General features: G+C 34.1%; 19 protein-coding genes and 1 tRNA gene. 10 read left to right on the top strand and 10 right to left on the bottom strand.

All coding sequences use genetic code 11. The features are described from left to right. Positions 1-25: 25 nt before the first annotated feature. The 7 genes from ACJJVT_RS14100 to ACJJVT_RS14130 form a co-directional block, all read right to left on the bottom strand. Positions 26-2083, bottom strand: coding sequence for a chitobiase/beta-hexosaminidase C-terminal domain-containing protein (locus ACJJVT_RS14100; protein ID WP_405399540.1), 2058 nt, complete (start codon positions 2081-2083; stop codon positions 26-28). Between the two features lies 1 nt (position 2084). Next, on the bottom strand, positions 2085-2879 hold the full coding sequence (locus ACJJVT_RS14105; RefSeq protein ID WP_405399542.1) for a chitobiase/beta-hexosaminidase C-terminal domain-containing protein: 795 nt from the start codon (positions 2877-2879) through the stop codon (positions 2085-2087). Further along, positions 2876-3910, bottom strand: a complete 1035-nt coding sequence (locus ACJJVT_RS14110; protein ID WP_405399544.1) for a 6-bladed beta-propeller — start codon at positions 3908-3910, stop codon at positions 2876-2878. The genes ACJJVT_RS14105 and ACJJVT_RS14110 overlap by 4 nt, the downstream gene beginning before the upstream one ends. Next, complete coding sequence (locus ACJJVT_RS14115; protein ID WP_405399545.1) at positions 3910-5403, bottom strand: DUF1501 domain-containing protein; 1494 nt, start codon at positions 5401-5403, stop codon at positions 3910-3912. The genes ACJJVT_RS14110 and ACJJVT_RS14115 overlap by 1 nt, the downstream gene beginning before the upstream one ends. A gap of 2 nt (positions 5404-5405) precedes the next feature. Further along, positions 5406-7751: a PSD1 and planctomycete cytochrome C domain-containing protein gene (locus ACJJVT_RS14120; protein WP_405399546.1), complete on the bottom strand. Its 2346-nt coding sequence runs from the start codon at positions 7749-7751 to the stop codon at positions 5406-5408. Positions 7752-7940: 189 nt separating this feature from the next. Then, positions 7941-8468 carry a ribosome maturation factor RimM gene (rimM, locus tag ACJJVT_RS14125; RefSeq protein ID WP_405399548.1) on the bottom strand — a complete coding sequence of 176 codons (528 nt, stop codon included), beginning with the start codon at positions 8466-8468 and terminating at the stop codon, positions 7941-7943. 13 nt (positions 8469-8481) lie between these two features. Beyond that, positions 8482-9048 (bottom strand): 30S ribosomal protein S16, encoded by a 567-nt coding sequence (locus ACJJVT_RS14130; RefSeq protein ID WP_405399550.1) that lies wholly within the window; start codon positions 9046-9048, stop codon positions 8482-8484. Between the two features lie 401 nt (positions 9049-9449). Here ACJJVT_RS14130 and dnaE point away from each other — a divergent pair, with 401 nt between their 5' ends. The 8 genes from dnaE to ACJJVT_RS14170 all read left to right on the top strand — a co-directional run bounded on the left by dnaE (position 9450) and on the right by ACJJVT_RS14170 (position 18932). Then, positions 9450-13886, top strand: coding sequence for a DNA polymerase III subunit alpha (gene dnaE / locus ACJJVT_RS14135; RefSeq protein WP_405399551.1), 4437 nt, complete (start codon positions 9450-9452; stop codon positions 13884-13886). A 210-nt stretch (positions 13887-14096) separates the two neighbouring features. Further along, positions 14097-14414 carry a thioredoxin gene (gene trxA, locus ACJJVT_RS14140; protein WP_024481982.1) on the top strand — a complete coding sequence of 106 codons (318 nt, stop codon included), beginning with the start codon at positions 14097-14099 and terminating at the stop codon, positions 14412-14414. A 117-nt stretch (positions 14415-14531) separates the two neighbouring features. Next, positions 14532-15461 carry a DUF58 domain-containing protein gene (locus tag ACJJVT_RS14145; RefSeq protein WP_405399552.1) on the top strand — a complete coding sequence of 310 codons (930 nt, stop codon included), beginning with the start codon at positions 14532-14534 and terminating at the stop codon, positions 15459-15461. A 72-nt stretch (positions 15462-15533) separates the two neighbouring features. Continuing rightward, a tRNA-Asp gene (locus ACJJVT_RS14150) sits at positions 15534-15607 on the top strand. A gap of 401 nt (positions 15608-16008) precedes the next feature. Then, positions 16009-16299, top strand: coding sequence for a hypothetical protein (locus ACJJVT_RS14155; protein ID WP_405399554.1), 291 nt, complete (start codon positions 16009-16011; stop codon positions 16297-16299). Next, positions 16289-16993, top strand: coding sequence for an SDR family oxidoreductase (locus tag ACJJVT_RS14160; protein WP_405399555.1), 705 nt, complete (start codon positions 16289-16291; stop codon positions 16991-16993). The genes ACJJVT_RS14155 and ACJJVT_RS14160 overlap by 11 nt, the downstream gene beginning before the upstream one ends. After that, on the top strand, positions 16993-18315 hold the full coding sequence (locus ACJJVT_RS14165; protein ID WP_405399556.1) for an ANL family adenylate-forming protein: 1323 nt from the start codon (positions 16993-16995) through the stop codon (positions 18313-18315). Before ACJJVT_RS14160 ends, ACJJVT_RS14165 begins: the two co-directional genes overlap by 1 nt. Further along, a complete protein-coding gene (locus tag ACJJVT_RS14170; protein ID WP_405399558.1) occupies positions 18309-18932 on the top strand; it encodes a hypothetical protein in 624 nt (207 codons plus the stop codon). Before ACJJVT_RS14165 ends, ACJJVT_RS14170 begins: the two co-directional genes overlap by 7 nt. On the opposite strand, the gene ACJJVT_RS14175 is transcribed toward ACJJVT_RS14170, so the two are convergent. Then, positions 18915-19094 (bottom strand): DNA methyltransferase, encoded by a 180-nt coding sequence (locus ACJJVT_RS14175; protein ID WP_405401042.1) that lies wholly within the window; start codon positions 19092-19094, stop codon positions 18915-18917. The two genes, ACJJVT_RS14170 and ACJJVT_RS14175, sit on opposite strands and share 18 nt — an antisense overlap. 402 nt (positions 19095-19496) lie before the next feature. Between ACJJVT_RS14175 and ACJJVT_RS14180 the strand changes: the two genes are divergently transcribed. Continuing rightward, the gene (locus ACJJVT_RS14180; RefSeq protein WP_405399560.1) at positions 19497-21059 is read left to right on the top strand and encodes an SIR2 family NAD-dependent protein deacylase; all 1563 of its coding nucleotides are present in this window, start codon (positions 19497-19499) and stop codon (positions 21057-21059) included. 261 nt (positions 21060-21320) lie between these two features. After that, a complete protein-coding gene (locus ACJJVT_RS14185) occupies positions 21321-23012 on the top strand; it encodes a hypothetical protein (RefSeq protein ID WP_405399562.1) in 1692 nt (563 codons plus the stop codon). Positions 23013-23425: 413 nt separating this feature from the next. Here the strand turns inward: ACJJVT_RS14185 and ACJJVT_RS14190 are convergent, their stop codons facing one another. Both ACJJVT_RS14190 and ACJJVT_RS14195 read right to left on the bottom strand, forming a co-directional pair. Then, the gene (locus ACJJVT_RS14190) at positions 23426-23656 is read right to left on the bottom strand and encodes a hypothetical protein (protein WP_405399564.1); all 231 of its coding nucleotides are present in this window, start codon (positions 23654-23656) and stop codon (positions 23426-23428) included. A 97-nt stretch (positions 23657-23753) separates the two neighbouring features. After that, positions 23754-24677 (bottom strand): type IX secretion system membrane protein PorP/SprF, encoded by a 924-nt coding sequence (locus tag ACJJVT_RS14195; protein WP_405399566.1) that lies wholly within the window; start codon positions 24675-24677, stop codon positions 23754-23756. Positions 24678-24687 lie beyond the last annotated feature (10 nt).

A 24687-nucleotide genomic window follows, 5' to 3' on the forward strand; every position in this document is an offset into this window, starting at 1 on the left:
AATAAAAGCATTTTTACAAACATGATTAATTCAGCACTACTTCATCAATAAATATCCAACTTTTTCCACCTGGATCTGTATGCCAAGCAGGGTTCTTCAACGGACTTTGTATTTGCAATTTCACATATTTAGCTTCGGTCGGTGTAACATCTAAATCAAAAAAAGTAAGTTTAACTTCTGCATTCGGGTCTTCTTCACCCATTTCTTTTCTTCCAATTTCTTTAAAATTAACTCCGTCTTTGGAAGCCGAAACTACAAATGCCTTGGGATAGAATATCCAACTTGCGGGTGCAGATAGAGCACCAATAGATACTTTAGATATTTCATTCTGTTCTTTTAACTCAACAATTGCATTTAAGTGTTTGCCTTCGAAACCTAACCAATTGCCGTCTACAAAATTTATAGACCCACGTTTCTGGTCCATTAAAGTCTTACCTTTTTGACCAGCATACTTCTCATTTGGCACGGTCAATAAATCTACATTATTGTAAGCGATGTTATTCTTAATGAACGTACGCTCGGCTATCACACTTGGCTTCCACTCCTTTTTCACGGCAATTGCTTTTACATTAGCAGTGGTTTGCAAAGTAATTTCAGCATCATATTTCAAAGAAGCTTCTGTTGGCGTAGAGCCATCAATGGTATAGTATATTTCGGTGCCCTCAAAAAGGCTTTCAATTGAAATAGTGAGGTTATCACTAAAAAAACTAACATCACTTATTATCGTAGGTGGGTCTAAAATAGTTGCTTCAAAGACATCTGCCCCAATTTGCTGTATGGTCAACCCAGGGTTATTTGTTTGAAGTTGCGCTAAACCATCTGTAGAAACACCTGTATTCCATAAATAAATACTCTGAAGTTTTTTGTTCTCTTTAAGTTCAAGCACCAACTTATCGGTTACGGCAGTGCCATAAAGATTAAGTGATTCTAGTAATTCAAAATCAACCAAATCATCGGCAATAGCATCAGTAACCCCTGTATGTTGTAGCTTTAATTTTAGTAAATTCTTAAACGGTTTTAATTGCGACATTAGCTCATCATTGAAATTGCTAAAACCGAAATCCATCTCTACAATATTAGGGGCATATTCTTCTAACACCGCTAACTTGTCTTCAGTAATAGCATCCATACTTGCCATGTTCACTGCTAACAGGTGATTTTTTCCAGAAAGGGTTTGCACAGGTATACCAGCAGCTCTAACATTCTGCAACCATTCTATGGGTATCTCAACAGCCTCTTTGGCTAGTACTGCCAATGCAGAAGTATCTTGCTCAAGAGAAGTTAGTATTGCGGCTAATTTTCCTTCTCTTGGCAGGTCGTTCACCTTGCATTCAAAACAATTTTTATTTTCTAACCACCATTCTAATAAAACCTTCTCATTGGCTGTTAATTGAACCTTACCTTTTGGCGGCATATGATCATCATTTTCTAGCGGAAGATGCACTCGCTCTAAAAACAATGTTTGTTCATGACCAGAAATAGTATCTAAAAGACTACCCGAATCACCACCTTTAAGAATTTCATTAGGGGTACTCATAAGCAATCCGCCTTTGGCTTTATTTGCATTATGGCAGCTTACACATTTACTATCTAAAATCGGTTGAATTACCTGTGCATATACCTGAGCCTCTTGTATGTTTGTAATGACTAGTTCTTCTTTTTCTTCTACGAACAAATAGTCTTCGCCATGGGTCATATTACCTCCAAAATGTCCTGTTAAACTTATTAAGCCCAAAACAATAAGAAATAGAGGAACATAAGATTTACTGACCCAGGTAATCTTGCTACGCTTTACAAAATAGAGTAACATCGTAGTTACCGTAAAAGATACTGCCATCCACCGGTGTAGAAAAAGAGAATCTTCATCATACCCGCTTTCTTCACCTAAAAGCCAACCTGTGCCTAATGACAATATTGCGGTAGCCCCAGCAATTAGCAATGTAAACTCAATGACTTCATTGATTGATTTTTTTGCTAAAAATCGACTATATACTTCAAGCAAAAACGCCATCATTATAATACCGATGGGTAAATGAACAAAAAGTGGATGTAGGTGTCCTATTTGTATTCCTAATTGAATCATGCTATTGAATTATAATTTCGTCTATAAACAACCATGGCGTCGTGCCTTTACCTTGATGCCATTCTGGTATCTCGCTAAGCGAATAAATGACCACATCAAGAGTTTTATATGCACCTTTTACTACTGGTACAGTTAAAAAAGCAGCACTATTTGAAGCTTCTATTTTACTATTAGAATATGTTTCGGTTCCAATTAGTTCTCCATCATAAAAAACTTCAATTTTACCGGGAGCGAATATCCAGTTAGACTGATTGGTCAATGCGCTAAGCACCACCTTCGAAACCTCGCTATTCTTTTCTAATTGCAAGGTTGCCAAAACACTATCGGTTTGATACCCCAACCATTGTTTATCTACGCCAAATTGCGCATTACCTTTCTTTAAATCTATTAACCCTGATGCTCCCAATCCGGAATATTTTTCACTAGGTTGCGGATTTAAAACAAGTGATTTAATCGCATGTTCTTTTACAATTTTTACCACTTCTAATTGCACCTCGTCACTTTCCAAATAATCTGAGTGATACATAATTGCTCTTATTACGGCGCTTTCTGCAATTTTTAATGGCTCATTATAAACTTTAGAGTCTTGATTTACTTCGCTGCCATCCAACGAATATTTTATAATTGAATTAGGTAAGTCCTTTACAAATTCAAGTGTTGTAAACGAATCGAAAAAAACAGCGGAAACCTTCATCTTCGGTGAAGCTAATTGAAACATTTCTGTTGCGGCATTTTGAGATATTCCAACTTTGCAGAACAACATTACTACAAGAGAAAAAATAATTCGCTTCATCATATTCTATTCAATTTTATAGGATATGTTTTTCCTGAATTCCACTGCGCTACATATAAATTATCATCATCGTCTACACACACATCATGCGGATGGGTAAATATTTTGATAGATTGATACATTGGCTTCAACATATTATTTTCATAAACAGGAGTGCATCCGCCTGGAGCAGAAATCAATTTATTGTCTTTATCTAAAATGGAAATAAAACCAGTGCCATCAGATCCGTCTCCAGACCAAATGGTTGCCAAATACACGTTATCACCCTTTATTACAGGTCTACATATAAACGCTCCGGGTAAATCTATGCTTTCTATAAATTTACCATCCATAGTAAAGCGTTTCAACTTATTCTGTTGTCTGGCAGTAATAAATAGCTCTGGACTTTTACCCCCTCTAGTATCAATACAAATACCGTGGGCATTATTAAAAAGGTGATCTGCATCGCCCCTACCACCAAAAGTCTGTAGCAACTCGCCTTTAGCATTATAACGCATAATATATTGTGCACCATAACCATCGGCGATATACACGTCTCCGTTTTCAGCAATGGTAGTTTCGGTAGGTATATATTCGTCTTTAGAAGTATATTTTCCTGATTCTTTCGGATAAGTAAAAACCTGTATTACCCTACCATCTATAGTTGTTTTTATAACTTCATGACGCGTATTATCTGATATATAAAGGAAATCTTCACCATTTTCAACATTCAAGGTCAACCCATGAGCACCTGGGTAATCGGTACCCCAAGTTTCTAATAACTTGCCCGAACGGTCATAAACGATGATGTTGTTTTTAGTGTGGTTGGTTAATAGTAAAATTCGCCCTTTAGAATCTTGCACCATTTCATGACAATCGTTCACCGGGTAATAATTCGGATTCAATGCGCCCCAATTTAAATCAATCTTATACTGATGACTACCATGCCCAATAATGGCATCTTTATACGCTAATAAATTTGCACCCACAGTGGAACAAGTCAATAAGCCCGCTGACGCGGCAGCAGTATTTTTTATAAAAGTTCTTCTCTCCATTAAGATAAAATATCTTTGATTACTTTGCCTTCTACATCGGTTAACCTAAAGCGTCTTCCTTGATATTTATAGGTGAATTTCTCGTGATCAATCCCTAATTGATGCAACATAGTCGCTTGAAAATCATGTACGTGTACTGGGTTTTCAGTAATATTATACCCAAATTCATCAGTTTCGCCGTAAACAATACCAGGTTTAATACCGCCACCTGCCATCCACATGGTAAAGCATCTTGGGTGGTGATCCCTACCATAAGTAGTATCTGTTAGCAGACCTTGAGAGTAGTTTGTTCTACCAAACTCTCCGCCCCAAACAACTAGCGTATCTTCTAGCATACCACGTTGTTTTAAATCGGCAATTAAAGCTGCAGAAGCTTGATCTACATCTTTTGCTTGTTTTTGAATAGCACCGGGCAAATTATCATGCTGATCCCAACCCATATGGTACAATTGTATAAAGCGGACATCTTTTTCTGCCAAACGTCTTGCCAACAAACAGTTTGCTGCGAATGTACCCGGAATCTTAGCATCTGACCCGTACATTTTATAGATATAATCTGGTTCACCTTCAGTATTCATAACATCAGGAACAGAAGTTTGCATTCTATATGCCATTTCGTATTGGGCAATTCTACTTTGTATTTCTGGGTCGTTAGATTCTTGATAATGCTGATCGTTCAGCTCAGCCAATTTATCGAGCATAGATCTTTTGACATCTGCTGTAGTTCCCTTTGGGTCATTTAAATATAGAACAGGATCTTTAGCCGCTCTAAACTGCACACCTTGGTGAAGAGAATGTAAAAATCCGTTACCCCAAAGTCTGGTATATAATGGCTGTCCGTTTGGTCTACCCGAACCTCTTGATAGTAGCACTGTAAATGCCGGTAAGTTTTCATTTTCACTACCAAGACCATAACTTAACCACGAACCAATACTAGGTCTGCCCGGTTGTTGAGAACCTGTTTGAAAGAATGTAACTGCAGGATCATGATTTATCGCCTCGGTATACATGGACTTCACGATACAAATATCATCAACCATTTTAGCCGTATAAGGCAACAAGTCACTTATATAAGTTCCGTTTTTACCATGCCTTTGAAACTCAAAATTAGAGCCTACAAGCGGGAATTTATCTTGACCAGAAGTCATACCCGTTAAACGTTGCCCGTTTCGAATAGACTCCGGTAAATCTTCACCTCTACGCTGATTCAATAACGGTTTATAATCGAACAATTCTAATTGTGATGGTCCACCACTTTGAAAAAGATAAATAACTCTTTTTATTTTCGATGGATGATGCAATGAATCTAATACTCCTTTTACTCCAGCTGGTCCGCTATCGGCAGTATACAATCCGTTTTCACCTTTTCTAAATAAGTTGGTGCCTAATAAAGATGCTAATCCTATTCCACCAACACCCATTGCTGCCTTTCCTAAAAAAGATCGTCTATTTAAAATTAGAGACCGCTCTTCTACTATTTTCTTCTCGCTCATAATTAGCCTCTATTTATGGTTTCGTCTAAATTTAAAATCGTGTGTGCCGTTAGGGTCATTGCCACTAGTTTCTCTTTATTCAGTTCTGTAGGCACTTCACTTCTACCAATACTTAAATACTCGCTTACCGAAACTTCACCACTCTCTACTTTACCCAACATTTCAGTGTAATAATCAACCAGCGACTGTACTTCAATTTCATTTGGTAATCGAGAAGTAGCTTTATAAAACAAAGTCTTTATCTGCTCATTCTCAGAATTAGGATGCGCAGTCATTTCACCCACAGCAGCTACTCTCGCAGCTTCCACTATCTGTGGATCATTTAGTAATACCAAAGCTTGCAATGGAGTATTGGTTTCTTGTCTTTTTACAGAACAATAATCTCTAGAACTACTATCAAAAGTCATCATACTAGGTGGTGGCACGGTACGTTTCCAAAACGTATATATACTTTTTCTATAGACATCCTTGCCTTCACTTAAAGTATACGATGCAGTACTTCCGCCGCCGCCACCGGTAGTTTCTTCCCAAATACCTTCAGGCTGATATGGTTTTACACTTGGTCCGCCAACTTCTTTATTCAATAATCCGCTAAAAGCTAGCGCTTGATCACGAATTGCTTCAGACGATAAACGTAATCGCGATGCACGTGCTAAATATTTATTTTCTGGATCTTGTTCTAATTTCTCAGGACTAGCTTTTGTGTCTTGTTGATAGGCTTCAGACATAGCAATGTACTTCAGCATCTCCCTAGTATTCCAACCTTCATTTTTATATTTAATAGCCAAAAAATCTAACAATTCCGGATGCGTAGGTAACGACCCTTGATTACCAAAATCAAACGAAGACGCCACAATTCCGCTACCAAACATTCGCTGCCACAACCTATTAACCGCAACCCTTGCCGTAAGTGGATGCTTATCTTCAAAAAGCCATTGTGCCAATCCCAATCTATTCTTCGGATAATCATCGAAGGAAAGAATAGACGTAGGAGTATCTGGAAAAACCTCATCACCATATTGATCATAAATACCTCTTTTCAAAATAAACGTAGACCTAGGCTGGTTCATTTCTTTCATCACCATTACCGGCACCTCTTTCATTTCACTTTTTTCAAGATTAATGAATCCGAGAATGTCATTTACTTCTTTCGAAGTAACCTTTATATATGGTTCTGGCAATTCTGCAGCATTAGCCAATAGTCCTTTTTCAGGAATATTATTAAAAAAACTATAGAATTGAAAATGTTCTTTTTGACTGATAGGATCGTACTTATGATCATGACAACGCGCACATTCTAAGGTCAAGCCTAAAAATGCAGTACCTAGCGTGGTATTTCTATCTTCAACATATTCAACCCGGTATTCTTCAGGAATCACTCCGCCTTCAGCAGTAATTTTATGATTCCTGTTGAAACCGGTAGCTAATATTTGTTCTAGATTGGCATTTGGCATTAAATCACCTGCCAACTGATATGTTACAAATTGATCATAAGGCATATTCTCTTTGAAGGAATGAATAACCCAATCTCGCCAAGGCCACATAGTGCGCTCAAAATCATCTTGATAACCATGAGTATCTGCGTATCGTGCAATATCCATCCATTCAGCTGCCATATTCTCTGCATAATCAACAGATAACAATAGTGAATCTATTATTTCTTCATACTTCTCTTTAGAAGGATCAGCCGCAAATTTTTCTAATTGATTTAAAGTTGGCGGAAGTCCGGTTAAATCGAATGTAATTCTACGTAGTAATTTCTCGCTACTTGCCCGATCACTCGGGGTCATATTTTTTTCCGTCAACTTATTTAAAACAAAAGCATCAATTTCATTATTCCCCCATTCCTCATCATTACCAGGTACTTCTTGTTGTGCTGGTGGAATAAATGCCCAATGCGTTTTATATTCAGCACCTTGTTCTATCCATTTTTCTAGAATCTTCTTTTCATATTCTTCTAAAACTAAATTAGATTCTGGCGGAGGCATAATTAAATTCGAATCATCACTAAAAATACGCTCGACCAAACTACTTTTAGTAGCATCACCAGGAACAATGGCAGCGTGATCTTTTAACTCGCCCAAAGCTCTGTAAGCCTCTTCTGCGGAATGAAGCGAAAGGTCACCTTCTACAGCGTTCTTATCAGGACCATGACATATAAAGCAACGATCAGATAATATGGGTTTTACATGAAATGTGAAATCAATTTTTTTAGGAATACTGTTTTGACCAGTACTATCATTTAACGCAATTGTTTTTTCTGATTTTGACGAACAACTCAACAATACACAGCAAGCAAGTGCCATGTTAATAAAACCGAGGGAGCTGCTCATAAAGTTTTTGGACATTGGTGCAGGTTTTTTAATACTGCATTGAACTTACAAACTTTACAATATAATAACAGTTAAAATTCGACCAATAACGAAGTAAAGAAGCTAGATACTACTAGAATTTTAAAAAATGAGGATAAAATTTATTATTATGATAAAATCTAAAGGTCGAACCTAAGATAATAACAATGTAAAATTGTAGTTAATTTACGAAAGATATAAATCTACAAGTCCTTCGGGTGTAGTGACGAAAATACTTTTGTTCTCGCGGTCTATTTTGGTAATGATATCATCACTAACAGGTATAAGCAGTTGCTTATCTTCTTTCTCCACTTCGAACAAGGCTTGCGCTGTAGTATCGTTTACACTTTGAACGATACCAATATCACCATGAACCGAGTCTATCATGGTAAAACCGATAATTTCGTGGTAATAAAACTTGTTACCCGTAAGTTTAGGCAACATGGTAAGTGGTAAATAGAGTCCAGATTTCATAATGCGGTCTGCATCAGATTCTGATTTCACCTCTTCAAAATCTATACGAAGTAAGTTCGATTTATGAAGTCGGCATTTTTTAATAAAAAATGGAACCAGATTGTTTCCTAAAGAAACGAATACTGATTCCATGTTTTCGTATATCTCGGGATCATCGGTATCTAGTTTTACTAGCACCTCACCTTTGAAACTATATTTTGAAACGATATTACCTAGGTAGAAACAATCTTCCTTTCGCATCGTTTCTTATAATTTAAGCTTTATCTTCTTCAGCAGCCGGAGCTTCAGTAGCTTGCTCTGGCTCGCCAGCAGCTTCAACAGCTTCTACCTCAGCATCAGCGTTTTCACCTTCAGCAACTTCTGGTAAAGCAGCAGCGGCAGCATCAGCAGCACGCTTATCGTTTACTTCTTTTTCTGCTTTTAACGCAGCAGCTCTAGCATCAGCTTTAACCTTATCTATACCACCAACTTTATCAGCAATAGCTTGTTCTTTTTCAGTAACCCAAGTATTGAATTTTTCTTCAGCTTGCTCTTCAGTTAATGCACCTTTACGAACACCACCTAATAAGTGATGCTTCAAAAGAACACCTCTATAAGAAAGAATAGCTTTAGCTGTATCTGTAGGTTGTGCACCGTTTTGTAACCACTTTACTGAACTATCAACATCAAGTTCAATAGTTGCAGGGTTTGTATTAGGATTGTAGATACCTAATTTTTCTAAGAATTTACCATCTCTTTTAGCTCTTGCATCTGCTGCAACTACCCAATAGAATGGTTTTCCTTTTTTACCGTGTCTTTGTAATCTAATTTTTACTGGCATATCACATTAATTTGTAGGGTGCCCGACCCTTGATTATTAATTCTAGTTTTTTAACTCGTTCGCCATCAGTGAGCAAAGCTAATCTGAAAGCGGGTGCAAATATAATTCAAATTGCTGAATTGGCAACAATGATTAATATTTATTTAAATAACCATAAAATTATTTCATTTTAATTCGGATGCAAAAATAAAAAAACCTCAACAAATACTAACAATTAACAACCCTCAGCCCTGTTTTACGAAAACTAAAATTTGATGAATTATACATAAATATATGCTCACAAATTCATCCGTTAATAACTCTTTGTAATTCTACTTTTTCGAACACCTCCTTTTTTGTAATTTTATATGCACTTTTTAGGTCAAGTAACTGACCGCTTTTGAACACACAGAAAATTCGCTATGTACCTCATCTTTGATACCGAAACCACCGGTCTTCCAAAAAACTGGAACGCCCCTATTACCGACACTGACAACTGGCCACGTTGTATACAGATTGCTTGGCAGTTGCATGACGAAATGGGAAAATGCATTGAGCACGAAGACTATTTGGTTCGCCCAGACGGATTCAATATTCCCTATGATGCCGAGCAGATTCACGGTATCTCTACGGAGTTGGCAGAGCAAAAAGGTATTTCTCTATCTGAGGTATTAGAGAAATTCAACATTGCCATGTCTAAAACAAAATTTGTGGTTGGGCAGAATGTGGGGTTCGATTTAAATATTATGGGTGCCGAGTTTCACCGTTTGGGTGTTGAAAATCCGCTACAAGAATTACCCATTTTAGATACCTGTACAGAGCACACCGCAAAACTTTGTCAAATTCCTGGTGGTAGAGGTGGTAAATTTAAGCTACCTACACTAACAGAACTACATCAATATTTATTTGGTGAGCCATTTGGCGAAGCGCATAATGCAACTGCCGATGTTGAAGCCACCACGCGCTGTTTTCTAGAGCTTATTCGTAAGCAACAGTATACAAAAGAACAATTAGATGTTCAGCCAGATTATTTCAAGAATTTCTCTGAGGCGAATCCGAAAGAGATTGAACTTATCGGTCTTAAACACATTAACCTAAAAAAGGCATCGAAAAAAATAGCCGATGCACTTTGGGCAAAAGACACTGGCGGGGTTTCTCAAGAAGAAATAGAAGAAAACTTAGCAACATTAGAAAATGCAAGTTTTGCCCATTTACATAATCACACCCAATTTTCCATTCTTCAATCGACTATAAGCGTACCTGCTTTAGTTGCAGCTGCCGCAAAAGCAAAAATGCCTGCCGTTGCCATGACGGATCATGCGAATATGATGGGGGCCTTTCATTTCGTAAACGGAGTACTGAACCATAATAAAGGTGTAGTATCTAGAAATGAAGCCAATCAAAAAAGATTCGAAGCCACACAAAACGGGACTTTAGAAGAAGGGCAAGAACCTTTAACTGAATTACCCGAGCCAGAACAAGAAATTACACCAATTATAGGTTGCGAATTTCAGGTCTGTGAAGACCACACTAACAAATCGCAAAAAGACAACGGCTACCAAATAGTAATGCTTGCCAAGACCAAACAAGGGTATTTGAACCTTGCAAAAATGTCTTCTATAGCATTCGTTTCGGGTAAGTACTATGTACCTCGTATCGATAAAAAAGTTATTGAGCAGTACAAAGAAGATGTCATGGTACTCACAGGTAACTTGTATGGTGAGGTACCAAGTAAAGTATTGAACGTAGGTGAAAACCAGGCTGAAGAAGCATTAATTTGGTGGAAAGAAACTTTTGGCGATGACCTTTATATCGAAATCATGCGCCACGGTCAAGAAGATGAAGATCGTGTAAACCAAGTACTAATTCAGTTTGCTAAAAAACACAATGTAAAGCTAGTAGCTACCAACAACACTTATTACGCAGAGAAAGAAAATGCACATGCGCATGATATTCTTTTATGTGTAAAAGATGGCGAAAAGCAAGCTACACCAATAGGCCGTGGTCGTGGTTATCGCTATGGGCTACCGAACCAAGAATACTATTTTAAGTCATCTGATGAGATGAAAGAGCTTTTTAAGGATATACCTGAAGCTATCATCAATGTTCAAGAAATCATAGACAAAGTAGACACCTTTACATTGGCTAGAGATGTACTGTTACCTGCTTTCGATATTCCTGAAGAATTTCAATTCGAAGAAGATAAATTAGATGGCGGTAAGCGTGGTGAGAATAAATTTCTACGCCATATTACCTATGAAGGCGCCAAGAAAAGATATGGTGAAATAACACCGGCTATTGATGAGCGACTTGACTTTGAGCTTAAAGTAATTGAGAAAACCGGTTACCCTGGTTACTTCTTGATTGTAGAAGATTTTATTAGGGCTGCAAGAACTATGGATGTATCTGTAGGTCCCGGTCGTGGTTCTGCTGCAGGATCTGCCGTTGCATACTGTTTATGGATTACGAATTTAGATCCTATTAAGTACGACCTACTTTTTGAGCGTTTCCTAAATCCGGATCGTGTAAGTATGCCCGATATTGATATTGACTTTGATGATGAAGGGCGTGGTCGTGTAATGGACTATGTAATCGACAAATACGGCTCTAATCAAGTAGCACAGATTATCACGTACGGTACCATGGCTGCCAAGTCTGCCATTAGAGATACGGCTCGTGCTTTAGATTTGCCTTTGCAAGATTCTGACCGCATGGCGAAGTTGATACCCGATATGTCTAAGCTAAAGAAGATTATTGGGATCGATGAAAAAGTCTTACGATCAAAGTTTAGATCAGAAGATTTAGAAAAAATAAATGAACTTTTAGCAATTTCTGAAGGCGATGGTCTCGAAGCAGAAACCTTAAACCAAGCCTATATTCTAGAAGGATCTGTACGTAACACCGGTATTCATGCCTGTGGGGTAATTATTACTCCCGATGATATTACCAAGTTCGTTCCTGTGGCACTTGCCAAAGATTCCGAGATGTACTGTACCCAGTTCGACAACTCTGTTGTGGAAGATGCAGGATTGTTGAAGATGGATTTCTTGGGATTGAAAACGCTGACCTTAATTAAGGATACCGTTAAAATCGTGAAAGCGAAACACGGTGTTGAATTAGACCCAGAGAATTTTCCGCTAGATGATGTAAAAACATACGAACTCTTCCAGAGAGGCGAAACTGTCGGTGTGTTCCAATATGAATCTCCTGGAATGCAGAAACACATGAGGGCATTAAAACCCACCGTTTTTGCAGATTTAATTGCCATGAACGCCTTGTATCGTCCTGGCCCGATGGAATACATACCTAGTTTCATTGCCCGTAAACACGGTACCGAAGAAATTGTATATGACCTTGATGCCAACGAAGAATACCTAGCAGAAACCTATGGTATTACGGTATACCAAGAGCAAGTGATGTTGTTATCGCAAAAGTTGGCAGACTTTACAAAAGGTGAAGCCGATGTCTTGCGTAAAGCGATGGGTAAAAAACAAAAGCACGTACTTGATAAAATGAAGCCTAAGTTCATTGAACAAGCTTCAGCAAAAGGACATGCCGTAGATAAATTGGAGAAAATCTGGAAAGATTGGGAAGCATTCGCAGCCTACGCCTTTAACAAATCTCACTCTACCTGCTACGCTTGGATCGCTTACCAAACTGCATATTGTAAAGCCCACTACCCTGCCGAATATATGGCTGCGGTATTGAGTAATAATATGAACGACATTAAGCAGGTTACCTTCTTCATGGAAGAATGTAAGCGCATGGGCTTAGAAGTATTGGGACCAGATGTAAATGAATCGTATTATAAATTTGCCGTGAACGATGCCGGTGCCGTACGTTTCGGAATGGGTGCCGTAAAAGGTGTTGGTCGTGGAGCTGTTGAAACCATAGTTGAAAATAGAAAAGAAGAAGGAGAATACAAATCGGTTTTCGATTTTGCAAAACGAATAGACCTTCGTGCCGCCAATAAAAAAGCATTTGAGAGTTTAGCGGTTGCAGGAGGATTCGACTCTTTCGGTGATACGCATAGAGCACAATATTTTCATAATGAAGGAGACGGAGTCACCTTTTTAGAGAAGACTATTAAATATGGTGCTAAGTTTCAAGAAAGCGAAAACTCTAGTCAAGTAAGTTTATTTGGCGATGCCAGTGAAGTACAGATACCAGAACCTGTGGTACCGCCATGTGAAGAATGGGGTACGATGGAAAAACTCCGCAGAGAAAAAGAAGTAGTAGGTATTTATATATCCGGTCACCCGTTAGATGATTTTAAAACCGAAGTAAAGGCTTTTTGCAATGCCAATATAGCTTGTGTACACGATTTACCTTCCTATGTAAATAGAGAACTTACCTTTGCCGCCGTAATTACAGACGTACAGCACAGAGTTTCTAAAAACGGAAAAGGATGGGCAGCATTTACGATGGAAGATTACACGGACTCTTATGAATTCCGGATTTTCGGTGAGGAGTATCTAAAATTCAGACACTTCTTAATGATCAATTCTTTTGCTTATGTTAAATTATTTGTTCGTGACGGATGGATGAATAAAGATACCGGCAAAAAAGGAGACCCGAGAGTGCAGTTCAATAGCTTTATGTTGTTACAAGAAGTTATGGAAACATACGCCAGAAAGCTTACGATAAAACTAAACATTGCCAATCTAAAAGAGGAGAACGTGCGCACATTAAAAGACACCTTTACCAATCATAAAGGAGAGCACAATGTCAACTTCATCGTTTATGAAATGCAAGAAAAAATTAAGGTAACTTTAAATAGCAGAAAACAAAAAGTAAATATTTCGACCGAGTTATTACAACTTTTAGAAAAACAAGACGTTCACTTTAAACTAAATTAAAGCAGTATGCATTCTTTATAGTAAGTAAAAAAGTGATTTTCGTATGAGACGGTAATTAAGCTTAACTTTTATTTAGCTTTATAATGTAAGAAATGAACTATATAAATTGATAAATTAGCTTGATACCTGAATAGGTAAAACGAATTGTTGACCTGTAAGGAAACAGAAGAATAATTGACTAAATTTGCATAATCAATAAAAGATATTAAGATGGCATTAGAAATAACAGATGCTACTTTTGACGAGGTAGTTTTAAAAAGCGATAAACCAGTAGTAGTAGATTTTTGGGCAGCATGGTGCGGTCCTTGTCGTATGGTAGGTCCTATCATCGACGAAGTTAGTACTGAATATGACGGCAAAGCTGTTGTTGGAAAAGTTGATGTTGATGCAAATCAGGAATTCGCAGCCAAGTACGGGGTACGTAATATACCTACCGTATTAGTTTTTAAAGGTGGTGAAATTGTAAGCAGACAAGTAGGTGTATCACCTAAGAAAGTTTATACAGATGCTATTGACGCAGCTTTGTAAGCACAACACACTTATATAAAAGATAAAAAGAGCTGGCATATGCCAGCTCTTTTTATTTGGCACAATTTTAATTCGACCAATACAGTTAGTTCATATGTCTTTATTATCTTTAGAAGTGTGAATCTACAATCAGAATTAAATAAATCATCTTTATTCTCTAACCTAGAGCTTCTCGCTAACCAAGTGGTAGAAGGTTTTATTAGCGGAATACACAGAAGTCCGTTTCACGGGTTCTCTGCGGAGTTTGCCGAACATAAAATCTATAACAATGGTGAAAGCACCAAACATATAGATTGGAAACTTTTTGCAAAGACAGATAAGCTATACACCAAAAGATATGAAGAGGAGACGAATTTAAGGTGTCACATGATTTTAGATAATTCTGCATCTATGTATTATCCGCAGGTAGATAATTTAAGTGTCGATTCTTTAAACAAAATAGGATTTAGCGTCTTAGCAATTGCTGCGTTAATGAACGTGCTTAAAAGACAGCGTGATGCAGTCGGGTTAAGCATTTATTCTGATAGTTATAATTATTACGCACCAGAAAAAGGAAGCGAGCGTCATTTTCAAATGTTATTAGCGCAATTAAGTGCAGTTGGTATGGCTAAAAATCCAACAAAAGAAACAAACACTTATACCTATTTGCATCAAATTGCAGAAAATATTAAACGTAGAAGTCTCATTTTTCTATTCACGGACATGTTTCAAACCGAAAAAAACGATGATGAATTGTTCGAAGCCCTCCGTCATTTGAAATATAATAAGCATGATGTCGTACTTTTTCACCCGATGGATAAAAATCGCGAATTATACTTCAATTTTGAAAATACACCGAAGAGATTTGTCGATGTAGAAACCGGCGAACATTTAGACTTATATGCCGACAATATTAAAGAAGCTTATAATGAACGTATTACCGCTTATTTATCTGACATAAAAATGAAATGCGCACAGTATAAAATTAAATATGTGGACATCGATATACACCGAGATTTCTCAACAGTGCTCAATACTTTTCTCGTAGAAAGAAATAAATTTCTATAGATTGAAAAAAAAGTAAAAAAAATGTTTGCGCAATACAAATAACTACATATATTTGCACTCGCTAAACGCCACGGTCTGGTAGTTCAGTTGGTTAGAATACCTGCCTGTCACGCAGGGGGTCGCGGGTTCGAGTCCCGTCCAGACCGCTAAAAGCTCTCAAGAAATTGAGAGCTTTTTTCGTTTCTTATCCTATGTAAATAAACACTTTACATTATAATTAATCATATTTGAGACCTCAAGAATTAGGGGTAAGGATTAAATTGAGCACCAAACTATGTAGTTTATTTGTTTTTAGTATAAATTTCAATTGGTGTTTTATCCTCATAAATCGAATTTTTCCAACAAATTTAATCCTCACTTAGACCCAAATTAGTGGATAAATTTATATCGTATTATTTTCGGTACCATGTAGGACTGGTTTTTAAATAAATTTGAATTATTGGTTTCTTGTAACTGAAGAAATACTTTTTTCCTAAAACACAATCGGAGTGGTTTTTATATCAGAGATGATTTTTTTGTATAAAAGAAAAAGACATAACTTTGTTTCATGAAAGAAAAAATTAAAGATAGTTTAGTAAAATTACTTGGTCAATTTGTTGATGAGAATGAAATTGAATTAAATAAAGAAATTAATCTAGATGAAAACATAAGATTAATTGGAACATCTTCAATTTTTGATTCTATGGAACTTGTCCAATTTATCGTTGAGGTTGAGAGTTTATTAGATGACGAATTTGAGATAAATATTGAACTAACATCAGAAAAAGCGATGTCCAGAAGAAACAGCCCTTTTATATCTATTAATACTTTATTAGAATACATAGTAGATGAATCATAAACAGAAAACCATTTTAATAACGGGAAACAGGAAAGGAATTGGACGGTATCTTTCCGAATTCTATTTAAAAAAAGGGTATAATGTCGTGGGGTGTTCTAGATCTGATTCAGATTTATCACATAAAAATTACACCCACTATTTATGTGATGTAAAAGTAGAAAGTGAAGTTAAAACAACTGTTAGAGAAATAAAAAAACATAAAGGGGGGGTTGATATATTAATAAATAATGCTGGTAAAGCCTCCTTAAACCATTCTATTCTTACTCCCTCTGAAACGGTTAAAGATCTTTTTGAAACTAACTATTTAGGTAGTTTTTTATTTTCCAGAGAGTGTTCTAAACAAATGATCAAAAAGAAATGGGGAAGAATAATCAACTTTTCTACAATCGCTGTTCCTCTTGATCTTGAGGGGGAAATGGTTTATGCGTCCTCGAAGAGTGCCATTGAGAAAATGAGTAGAATAATGTCTAAAGAATTATCAACGTACAACATTACTATTAACACCATAGGTCCAACTCCTGTATATACTGATTTGATTAAAGTTGTACCAAAGGATAAAGTTGAGGAAATCATAAATATGCAAACAATAAAACGGTTTGGATCCTTAGAAGATATTTCAAATGTGACTAATTTTTTTATCAGCAATGAGAGTTCTTTTATTACAGGTCAAAAAATATATCTTGGAGGAATATAATGATTGAATTAATCAAAAAATACGAAGGAGAATGTATAACTGACCTCAATGGTAGTTATACTTTTTCCGAACTTGTCGATCAAATAAATGAGTTTAAAAATCAGTTATCTAATAAGATTAGAAATCATGATCGAGTTTTAATCTATTCAGATTATACTTTTCACTCTATATCACTACTGGTATCATTATCTAATCTCAATATTAATATTATACCTTTAGTTAAAACTACGGAAGCAGAATATCAAGAAAAAGTTGAATCAGTTTATCCAAATTTGATTCTTTCATTTGATGACAATAATAAACTAATCACTAAAAATTCTACATTAACACCAAATAAAGAAGAGGTCTTTAATGATGTAAGTAAAAAGGGAGATACAGGTATAATACTCTTCTCGAGTGGTACTACTGGAAAACCCAAAGTAATGATCCAAAACCTCACCAAAATTATTTCATCGATTAAGACACCTCGAAGACAAAAATCCTTAAGGTTTATTATCCTATTAATGTTTGATCATATAGGAGGATTAAACACATTGTTTAATTGCCTGATCAATGGGTCTCCCTTTGTTATTCCGCAAGAAAGAAGTCCTTCATTAGTGATTTCTTTAATAAATAAACATCAAATTAATATCCTTCCCACAACACCAACATTTTTAAACCTTTTGATGATAGATGAGAGTTTTGATTCATCTAAATTAAAATCTCTAAAACTTATTACATACGGAACTGAACGGATGTCAGAAGTAATGTTAAATAAACTAAACTTAAATCTTCCCAAAGTAAAATTATTACAAACTTTCGGAACAAGTGAAACAGGAATTCTCAAAACACAAAGTAAATCATCAAATAGTTTATTTTTTAAAATAATTGATGAAGAAAAAAAAATTAAAATAGTAGGTGATGAACTTTATTTGAGATCAAAAACCCAAGTTAATGGATATGTAAATCATAACAATGATAGTTTTTTAAAGAATGGCTGGTATGCAACAGGGGACATCGTAGAAACAGATAAAGATGGTTACATTAAAATTATCGGAAGAAAAAATAAAGTAATTAATGTGGGAGGTTTAAAAGTTCTTCCGAAAGAAATTGAAGATGTTATCAATTTAGTAAATGGAGTTGATGATTCTACAGTTTTTTCAGAATTAAACAATCTAGTTGGCAACATTGTTTGTGCTAAAATTTTCACCCAATTAGAGAATACCAAAGAATTAAAATTAGAAATCAAATCAGTCTGTAGAAAAAATTTAGACAAGTATAAGGTTCCAGTTAAATTATACTTTGAAAAACTAGAAATGACAAAAAGAGGTAAGAAATGTTAAAAATAGGTTTATATGGTACAGGGGGGTTTTCTTTGGAGGTTTTTGATTTAATCAAAGATATTTACTCAAATACAAATTTCAATATTGATGAAAATGTTTTTTTTATTGATGATTTAAATATTAATAAAAATCATCTAGGATTAAATATTATCAAGTCATCAGAAATTAACTTTGAGAAATCAGAAATTATCCTAGCTATAGGAAATTCTATAGTAAGAGAAAAAATTGTAAATAGTCTTCCTTCAAAAACAAGATATGGAACTCTTATCCACCCGTCTTCTTATATTTCTCCAAGTGCTAAGATTGGAAAGGATGTAATTATTTCTCACCAATGTGTTGTTTCTTCAAATGTTCAAATATCATCCCATTCTCACTTGAATTATCAGACATGTATTGGTCATGAAACTAAATTGGGTAAATATTTTACCTCCGCGCCCGGTGTCAGATTAAGTGGAAATTGTAATATAGGTGAAAACGTTTATTTCGGGACTAATTCATGTACTATTCAAGGTGTAAATGTTAAAGACAATATCAAAGTTGGAATAGGATCAGTTGTTGTTAACAATCTTAAAAAATCAGGAACCTATATGTTCAACCCTTCAAAAAAAGTTTTTTAAATCATACCCTACAAAACTCCTCCCCAACTTATCGCAAACCCTTCCAGTAGTTCCACTTCCCACGAATGGATCTAACACTAATTCAAACTCTTTGGAAGTTTGAAGTATAAATGAGGTGATGATTTCCTCAGAAAAAGATTTAGATTTTATTTGAACCGAAATTAAGTACTCAACTCAGATAAATCATTTACTCATCAGGTTTTAAATTCACTCACTGATTACGAAATCAACAAATTCAGTACTCAATGAGTACAAGCATAATTTTTAAGTATCTGAATTATACAATTTTATAAATAGATTCGAGTCCCTTCCAGACCGCAAAGCAATTATGCTAAGCCTTGTAAACATTAAGTTTACAAGGCTTTTTTTATTTCAGGGGATGAATGAGGGGACGAATAAAATAAAAATATTTGAGATATTTTAAAACATCTACTCCAATAGTATTTTATATACTTATTCTTAAAATCAAGATACTACAAGTCCACAAGAGTTTTTCTTACAAGTATTGATTACTTTAGTTCTCATAAGAGAATTAGGTTTAAAATGTAATCAACTATCAATACAATGATTGTAGAACAAAAAATAAAAGACGCTATACTTCAAAATAATCTTGTAATTTTTGCCGGTTCAGGATTATCTAGTGATTTTAAATTACCCAATTGGAACAACTTAGTCAAGGATGTAATCAATAAAATTGGCAAGAAAGAATTCCAAACATTTATACCTGTTCTGGAAATGGAACTTATGCAACCAATTGAAGTTCTACAAAAAATCAAATCAGAGCACAGCCTAATCAAATCATACATAAAAAGCAATTTCAATATATCTCCCAGCTTAAATTTTGATGTACATAAAAAAATACTTGAATTAACAGGTCAAGTAATTACCACTAATTATGACAATACCTTTGAAATTGCTTCAAATAATTCAATTATACCTTCGGTTTACACTGATGCTTTTAATATAAATGAGATTAGTAAAAATGAAAATCCATATATATTTAAACTTCACGGGAGTTACAACGAACCTTCAAATTGCATAATTTTTGAAGAAGATTACTTAAAACTTTACAATTCTAATAGTGGCGCTATAGAAAAATTAAAAACTATTTTTTCTGAAAAAACCATACTTTTTCTAGGGTTTAGTTTTAGTGATCCTGACATAAACTTAATTTTTGATAATCTCGATAAAGCATTTGAAAATAATAACAAGCATTTTATCTTAACCAAAGAGCCCGAAAAATTTGATAAATTTAATTTCCTTGATACAATAAAAATCACAGATTATAATGAAATCAATAAATATGTTGAAGTTTGTTTAAAATATAAAAAAGAAGAAAAAAATAGTCGTACCATTACAACCAAGAAAGTTGGAATAAAAAGGAATAAACAAAAAATAGCTATTCTATCAGCTAATCCAATTAATTCAGATTATAGTTCTGAAATCATTCAAGTCATTAACAATTTCAACTCATTAGATAGTTATATTTATAAAGGGTGTTTAAATATTAAAACTTTACTGAATCTTGAAGATTATGATTTAATAATTTTAATCTCCAAAGCATACAAGTCTAATATATATATATATATCGAAGAAGACAATTTACAAAGCAAATTATTATCCGTCGAAGAGATTTGCGAAAACATCCCTAATGATACAATTCCTTTAGTATTTATAACAGATACTATTATTGCTCAAAATACTACAAACCCTTCTATATATTTATCAAGTTTCAAAAATTCAATTATAAAAAAATTCATTTACAAAACCTTAAAAAACAAAGAGACAATATATAAAGAAAGTGAAATTGTAATCAATCTAAAAAAGCTGGAATTTCAACCTTTCAAAAATGGGATTGCAACATTTAAGTCAATCTATGGTAATGATCGTGATTTAGATATTGGTAAAAAATCACTTACTAACATTGTAGGTCGAATTGAAGAACAATCTATAATTACTACAAGACTTATAAATATTATTAAATCCAATAAACTTCTTAATATAAAAGCATCTGGAGGTACAGGTAAAACAACCCTAATTAAAAAAAGTGCTTATGAACTATATAATAGGGGATACTACAAAGAAGGAGTAAACTTTAAAACTTGCGAAAGCATAAAAGATTATTAAGGATTTGAAGAACTATTAATAGAAGGGTTTAATCTTTACAATATTTCAGAGTTTAAAGAATATCTAGTACAAAATTTCAGCCAAAACAAATTAGATTTATTAGTAATACTAGACAATTTTGAAACAGTAAAAAACTCACTTAACAGTGATGAATTAAATAAGGTTAATGAATTATTAAGATTCGCAACTGATTACGCAAGTATAGTAATTACTTCAAGGGAAACGATTAATAAAAATGAAGATTTTGAAGATGTATACTCATTGACCCCATTAATTACAGATGATGCCTTAATTCTTTTTCAAAAATATTATGGTCTGATATCAAATGAAATAAGAATTTTAAGAAATGATATCCTAGAAGATTTACTCAACAACAATCCTCTTGCAATTAAGCTTGTTACAAATTCAAGAACAAAATTCAAACATATTTCAGAGTTAAAAGAGCAACTAAAAACTCATTTTTTCGAATCTACAAACGAAGATTTTTCAACTGTATTTAAAGATAATGCTGATTTAAATATTGAAAGAACAAGATCAATATATCAGTCAATAAATTACTCCTACTCAACTTTAGATAGTAATTCTCAAATTGCATTTCAACTTTTGAGCTTGTTTCCTGATGGCATTAGCCTATCCGATTTTAAGAAGTGCTTTAATAAAAGTACATCAAAAATTAAAATAAGCGATAAACACTTAAGAATCTTAAGAGACAAATCATTAGTTGAAGACTACAATGGTACTTTACAGCTTCAGCCAATTATTAGAAGGTTTTCAAATTTTCAATTTTCTAAACAACCTCAAGAAAAAAAGAAAAAATTCTGCGCAGATGCATATAGCTACAACTGTTTTATTTTAGAAGTTGTTGAGCATATTGAAAGGAAAAAATCGAGGACCGAATCTTTAAAAATATCTAGCTTATTTAAAAATAATTTTTTAAATGTTTTATCATATATACCTGATATAGAAATAAGTAAAGATAGCTCTGTACCAGAAAAAAAATACTTACTGAACTACATCTACAGTGTCAATGACCAGTTTATAAGCAGGAAAGAAGTATATGAATTCCTTGATAAATTAACAATAGTTAAAGAATACTTTGACGATTTACCAAACGCAGATACTCTTATTAAGGTTTTAGCTCTTAATAAGAGATATTATCACTTTGAATTTGATGCACCCTATAAGGAATTATCAAAATTATTTTCTGCTACGGAAATGGGTAAAAGAATCTTTAAGGAAGAAGATTATATAGAAAGAAGATTTAAATCTATGATTAGTGGTATTCATAGCATGGAAGGACACACACTAAGTAGAGTTGAATCATTTATCCAAAATGACCATATAAATTCATATTTAGACTCACATCTTTTCTATTTAGGAATACCCGATAATATATCTAGAAAAAAAACAGGATTTTATAATTTTGAGTATGATTTAATGCACAGTAATTGCAATGTAGAAGAATTAAAAAATTACATTGATTCTCTTTATATGGATGAACATTTAGAAATAATGCAATCCACGTATACTTTATCTAAAATTGAAAAACTGGATAAAAAAACAATTTCTAAATTAGTAGTAACAAATCCCTATACAAAAGGTCTTAAAGATTTAATGCTAGCTTTTAATTCAAAAAATGATGAAAGAAAAACAGCATATTTCATAAAAGCATTGAATAATCTTTCCCATATAAAATATTATTATCTTGAAGCATTATATTATTACTCTCTTTTCTTAAAAGAATACGACATCGAAAAATTCACTGAAATAAAGCAAGAAGGTTTAATTAAAAGTAAACAATTCCACTACCAATATATTCACCATTTATTTAGTAATATAGGCACCTCAAAACAATACAATTTTGATTACTCATTTTATCAGACAATAGGTCTTAAAGAATTTGTCACCAAACACAATGAGTTTTGGGAAGATGAATTTAAAAAGGACATATAAAATATAATTAAAAGTTAGAAAATACATAGAGCCTATTATTTTCAATAAGCCCTAAGTATTTTTTTACTCAAAAAAATCTATAATTAATTCAGCCAATGAGTAATCTACATGATTTGATAAGTTTTTAACATCAAGATATTTTAGAATTTCTTTTGACATTATCAAAAACTGACAATATATTTTTTCATCATCTTCCAATATTGTAAGAATTCTAAATTCATCTATTAAACAATGCCTAATCAAGTAAACAGAATAGTCAAACTCTACCATTTTAAGCTCATAATCTTTAAGTTGTTTTTCATTTGACTCAATCTTGCTCTTATCAAAAGTTAAATAAATGCCGAATTCTATATTAGAATCAAATAAATAATTCTCTAACTCTTTTTACTCTATTACATTCATTTTCATAACTCTCATTTCGCTGTTTTATTTTTATCGTCTAATCGTTTGTAAATTGGTAATGTTCTTCTATTCAAGTCTATACTTTTTACTTCTAAAAAAGTACGTTCCATAGTGTCCTTGACCTTGAAAGTGCCTCTTATGGAATTTAATCTTTCAAACTGTTCAACATATTCAACTGTGGTATAAAAATCCGTATACAGCCTTGAAATACGTTTAGAGTAGTTCTGTAAGTAGTAATTCAATTTTGTATTTCGTGAACATGTGTTTTCGTTAGTAGTTTAATCCAAACAAAAAAGCTCTCAATTTCTTGAGAGCCGTTCTTAATTTACACTTTATAGTTTAAAAGAATCTTGGTGACTTAATTATTCTATTACTAGATTTCAGCATGAATCTTAAAAAGATTTCGTGCGTACCAGAATTATATGCCGTTAATTGGGTGGTAGAAAAATCATAGGCATATCCCATATTTAACTGTGGTGTAATTTGCAATCCGAAAAGGGCACTTACACTATCATCCCATCTATAATTTAAACCAAGGGTTAATTTTTCGTTCATTAAGAAGTTTGCCGATACATCTGCCGAAAGTGGTGCACCTACAACATGTTTTACAAAAAATGAAGGTTTAAACTTCAAAAACGGATTTAAATCAAATACGTAACCACCAATTAAGAATATATGAATACGCTCTACAGATTCTGCTTCTTGTATTTCATCATAATGGGTATTTGTCAAAATATTCGGTGTAGATAATCCTATATATGCATTTTTAGTATAATAAAAAGCCCCTGCACCAATAGACGGTAACAGCTTTCCGTTTACATTTTCGTTTAAAAATACATCACCCTCATCTCTATACAATCCTTTGCTCCAATCTATACTTAAAAATCGTACACCGGCTTTTAATCCGAATGCAAGTTTATCTCCCTTTCTGTTTACAACTATTTGATGAGCATAATTACCATCAATGTAAGTTTCAGATGATGGTCCGATTTCATCTTGTACGATTGAAAGTCCAACGCCATCATATTTACCAATTGGGGAGTCTATACCGAAGGTCAGTGTTTTTGGAGCACCTTCTACACCCACCCATTGATTTCGATACAATGAAATTATAGCTAGATTACCTCTAGACCCAGTGTATGCCGAATTAACGGTCATTGTATTATAGTTATAATGGGTATACTGCGGATCCTGTTGAGCGAATCCTTCTGTAGTACCAATTAGAATTACTATTATTATCGTTATGTATAAGCTAAGCTTCATACCTATTTTA

The sequence above is a fragment of the Maribacter sp. Asnod2-G09 genome, assembly GCF_045063795.1.
GTDB lineage: Bacteria > Bacteroidota > Bacteroidia > Flavobacteriales > Flavobacteriaceae > Maribacter.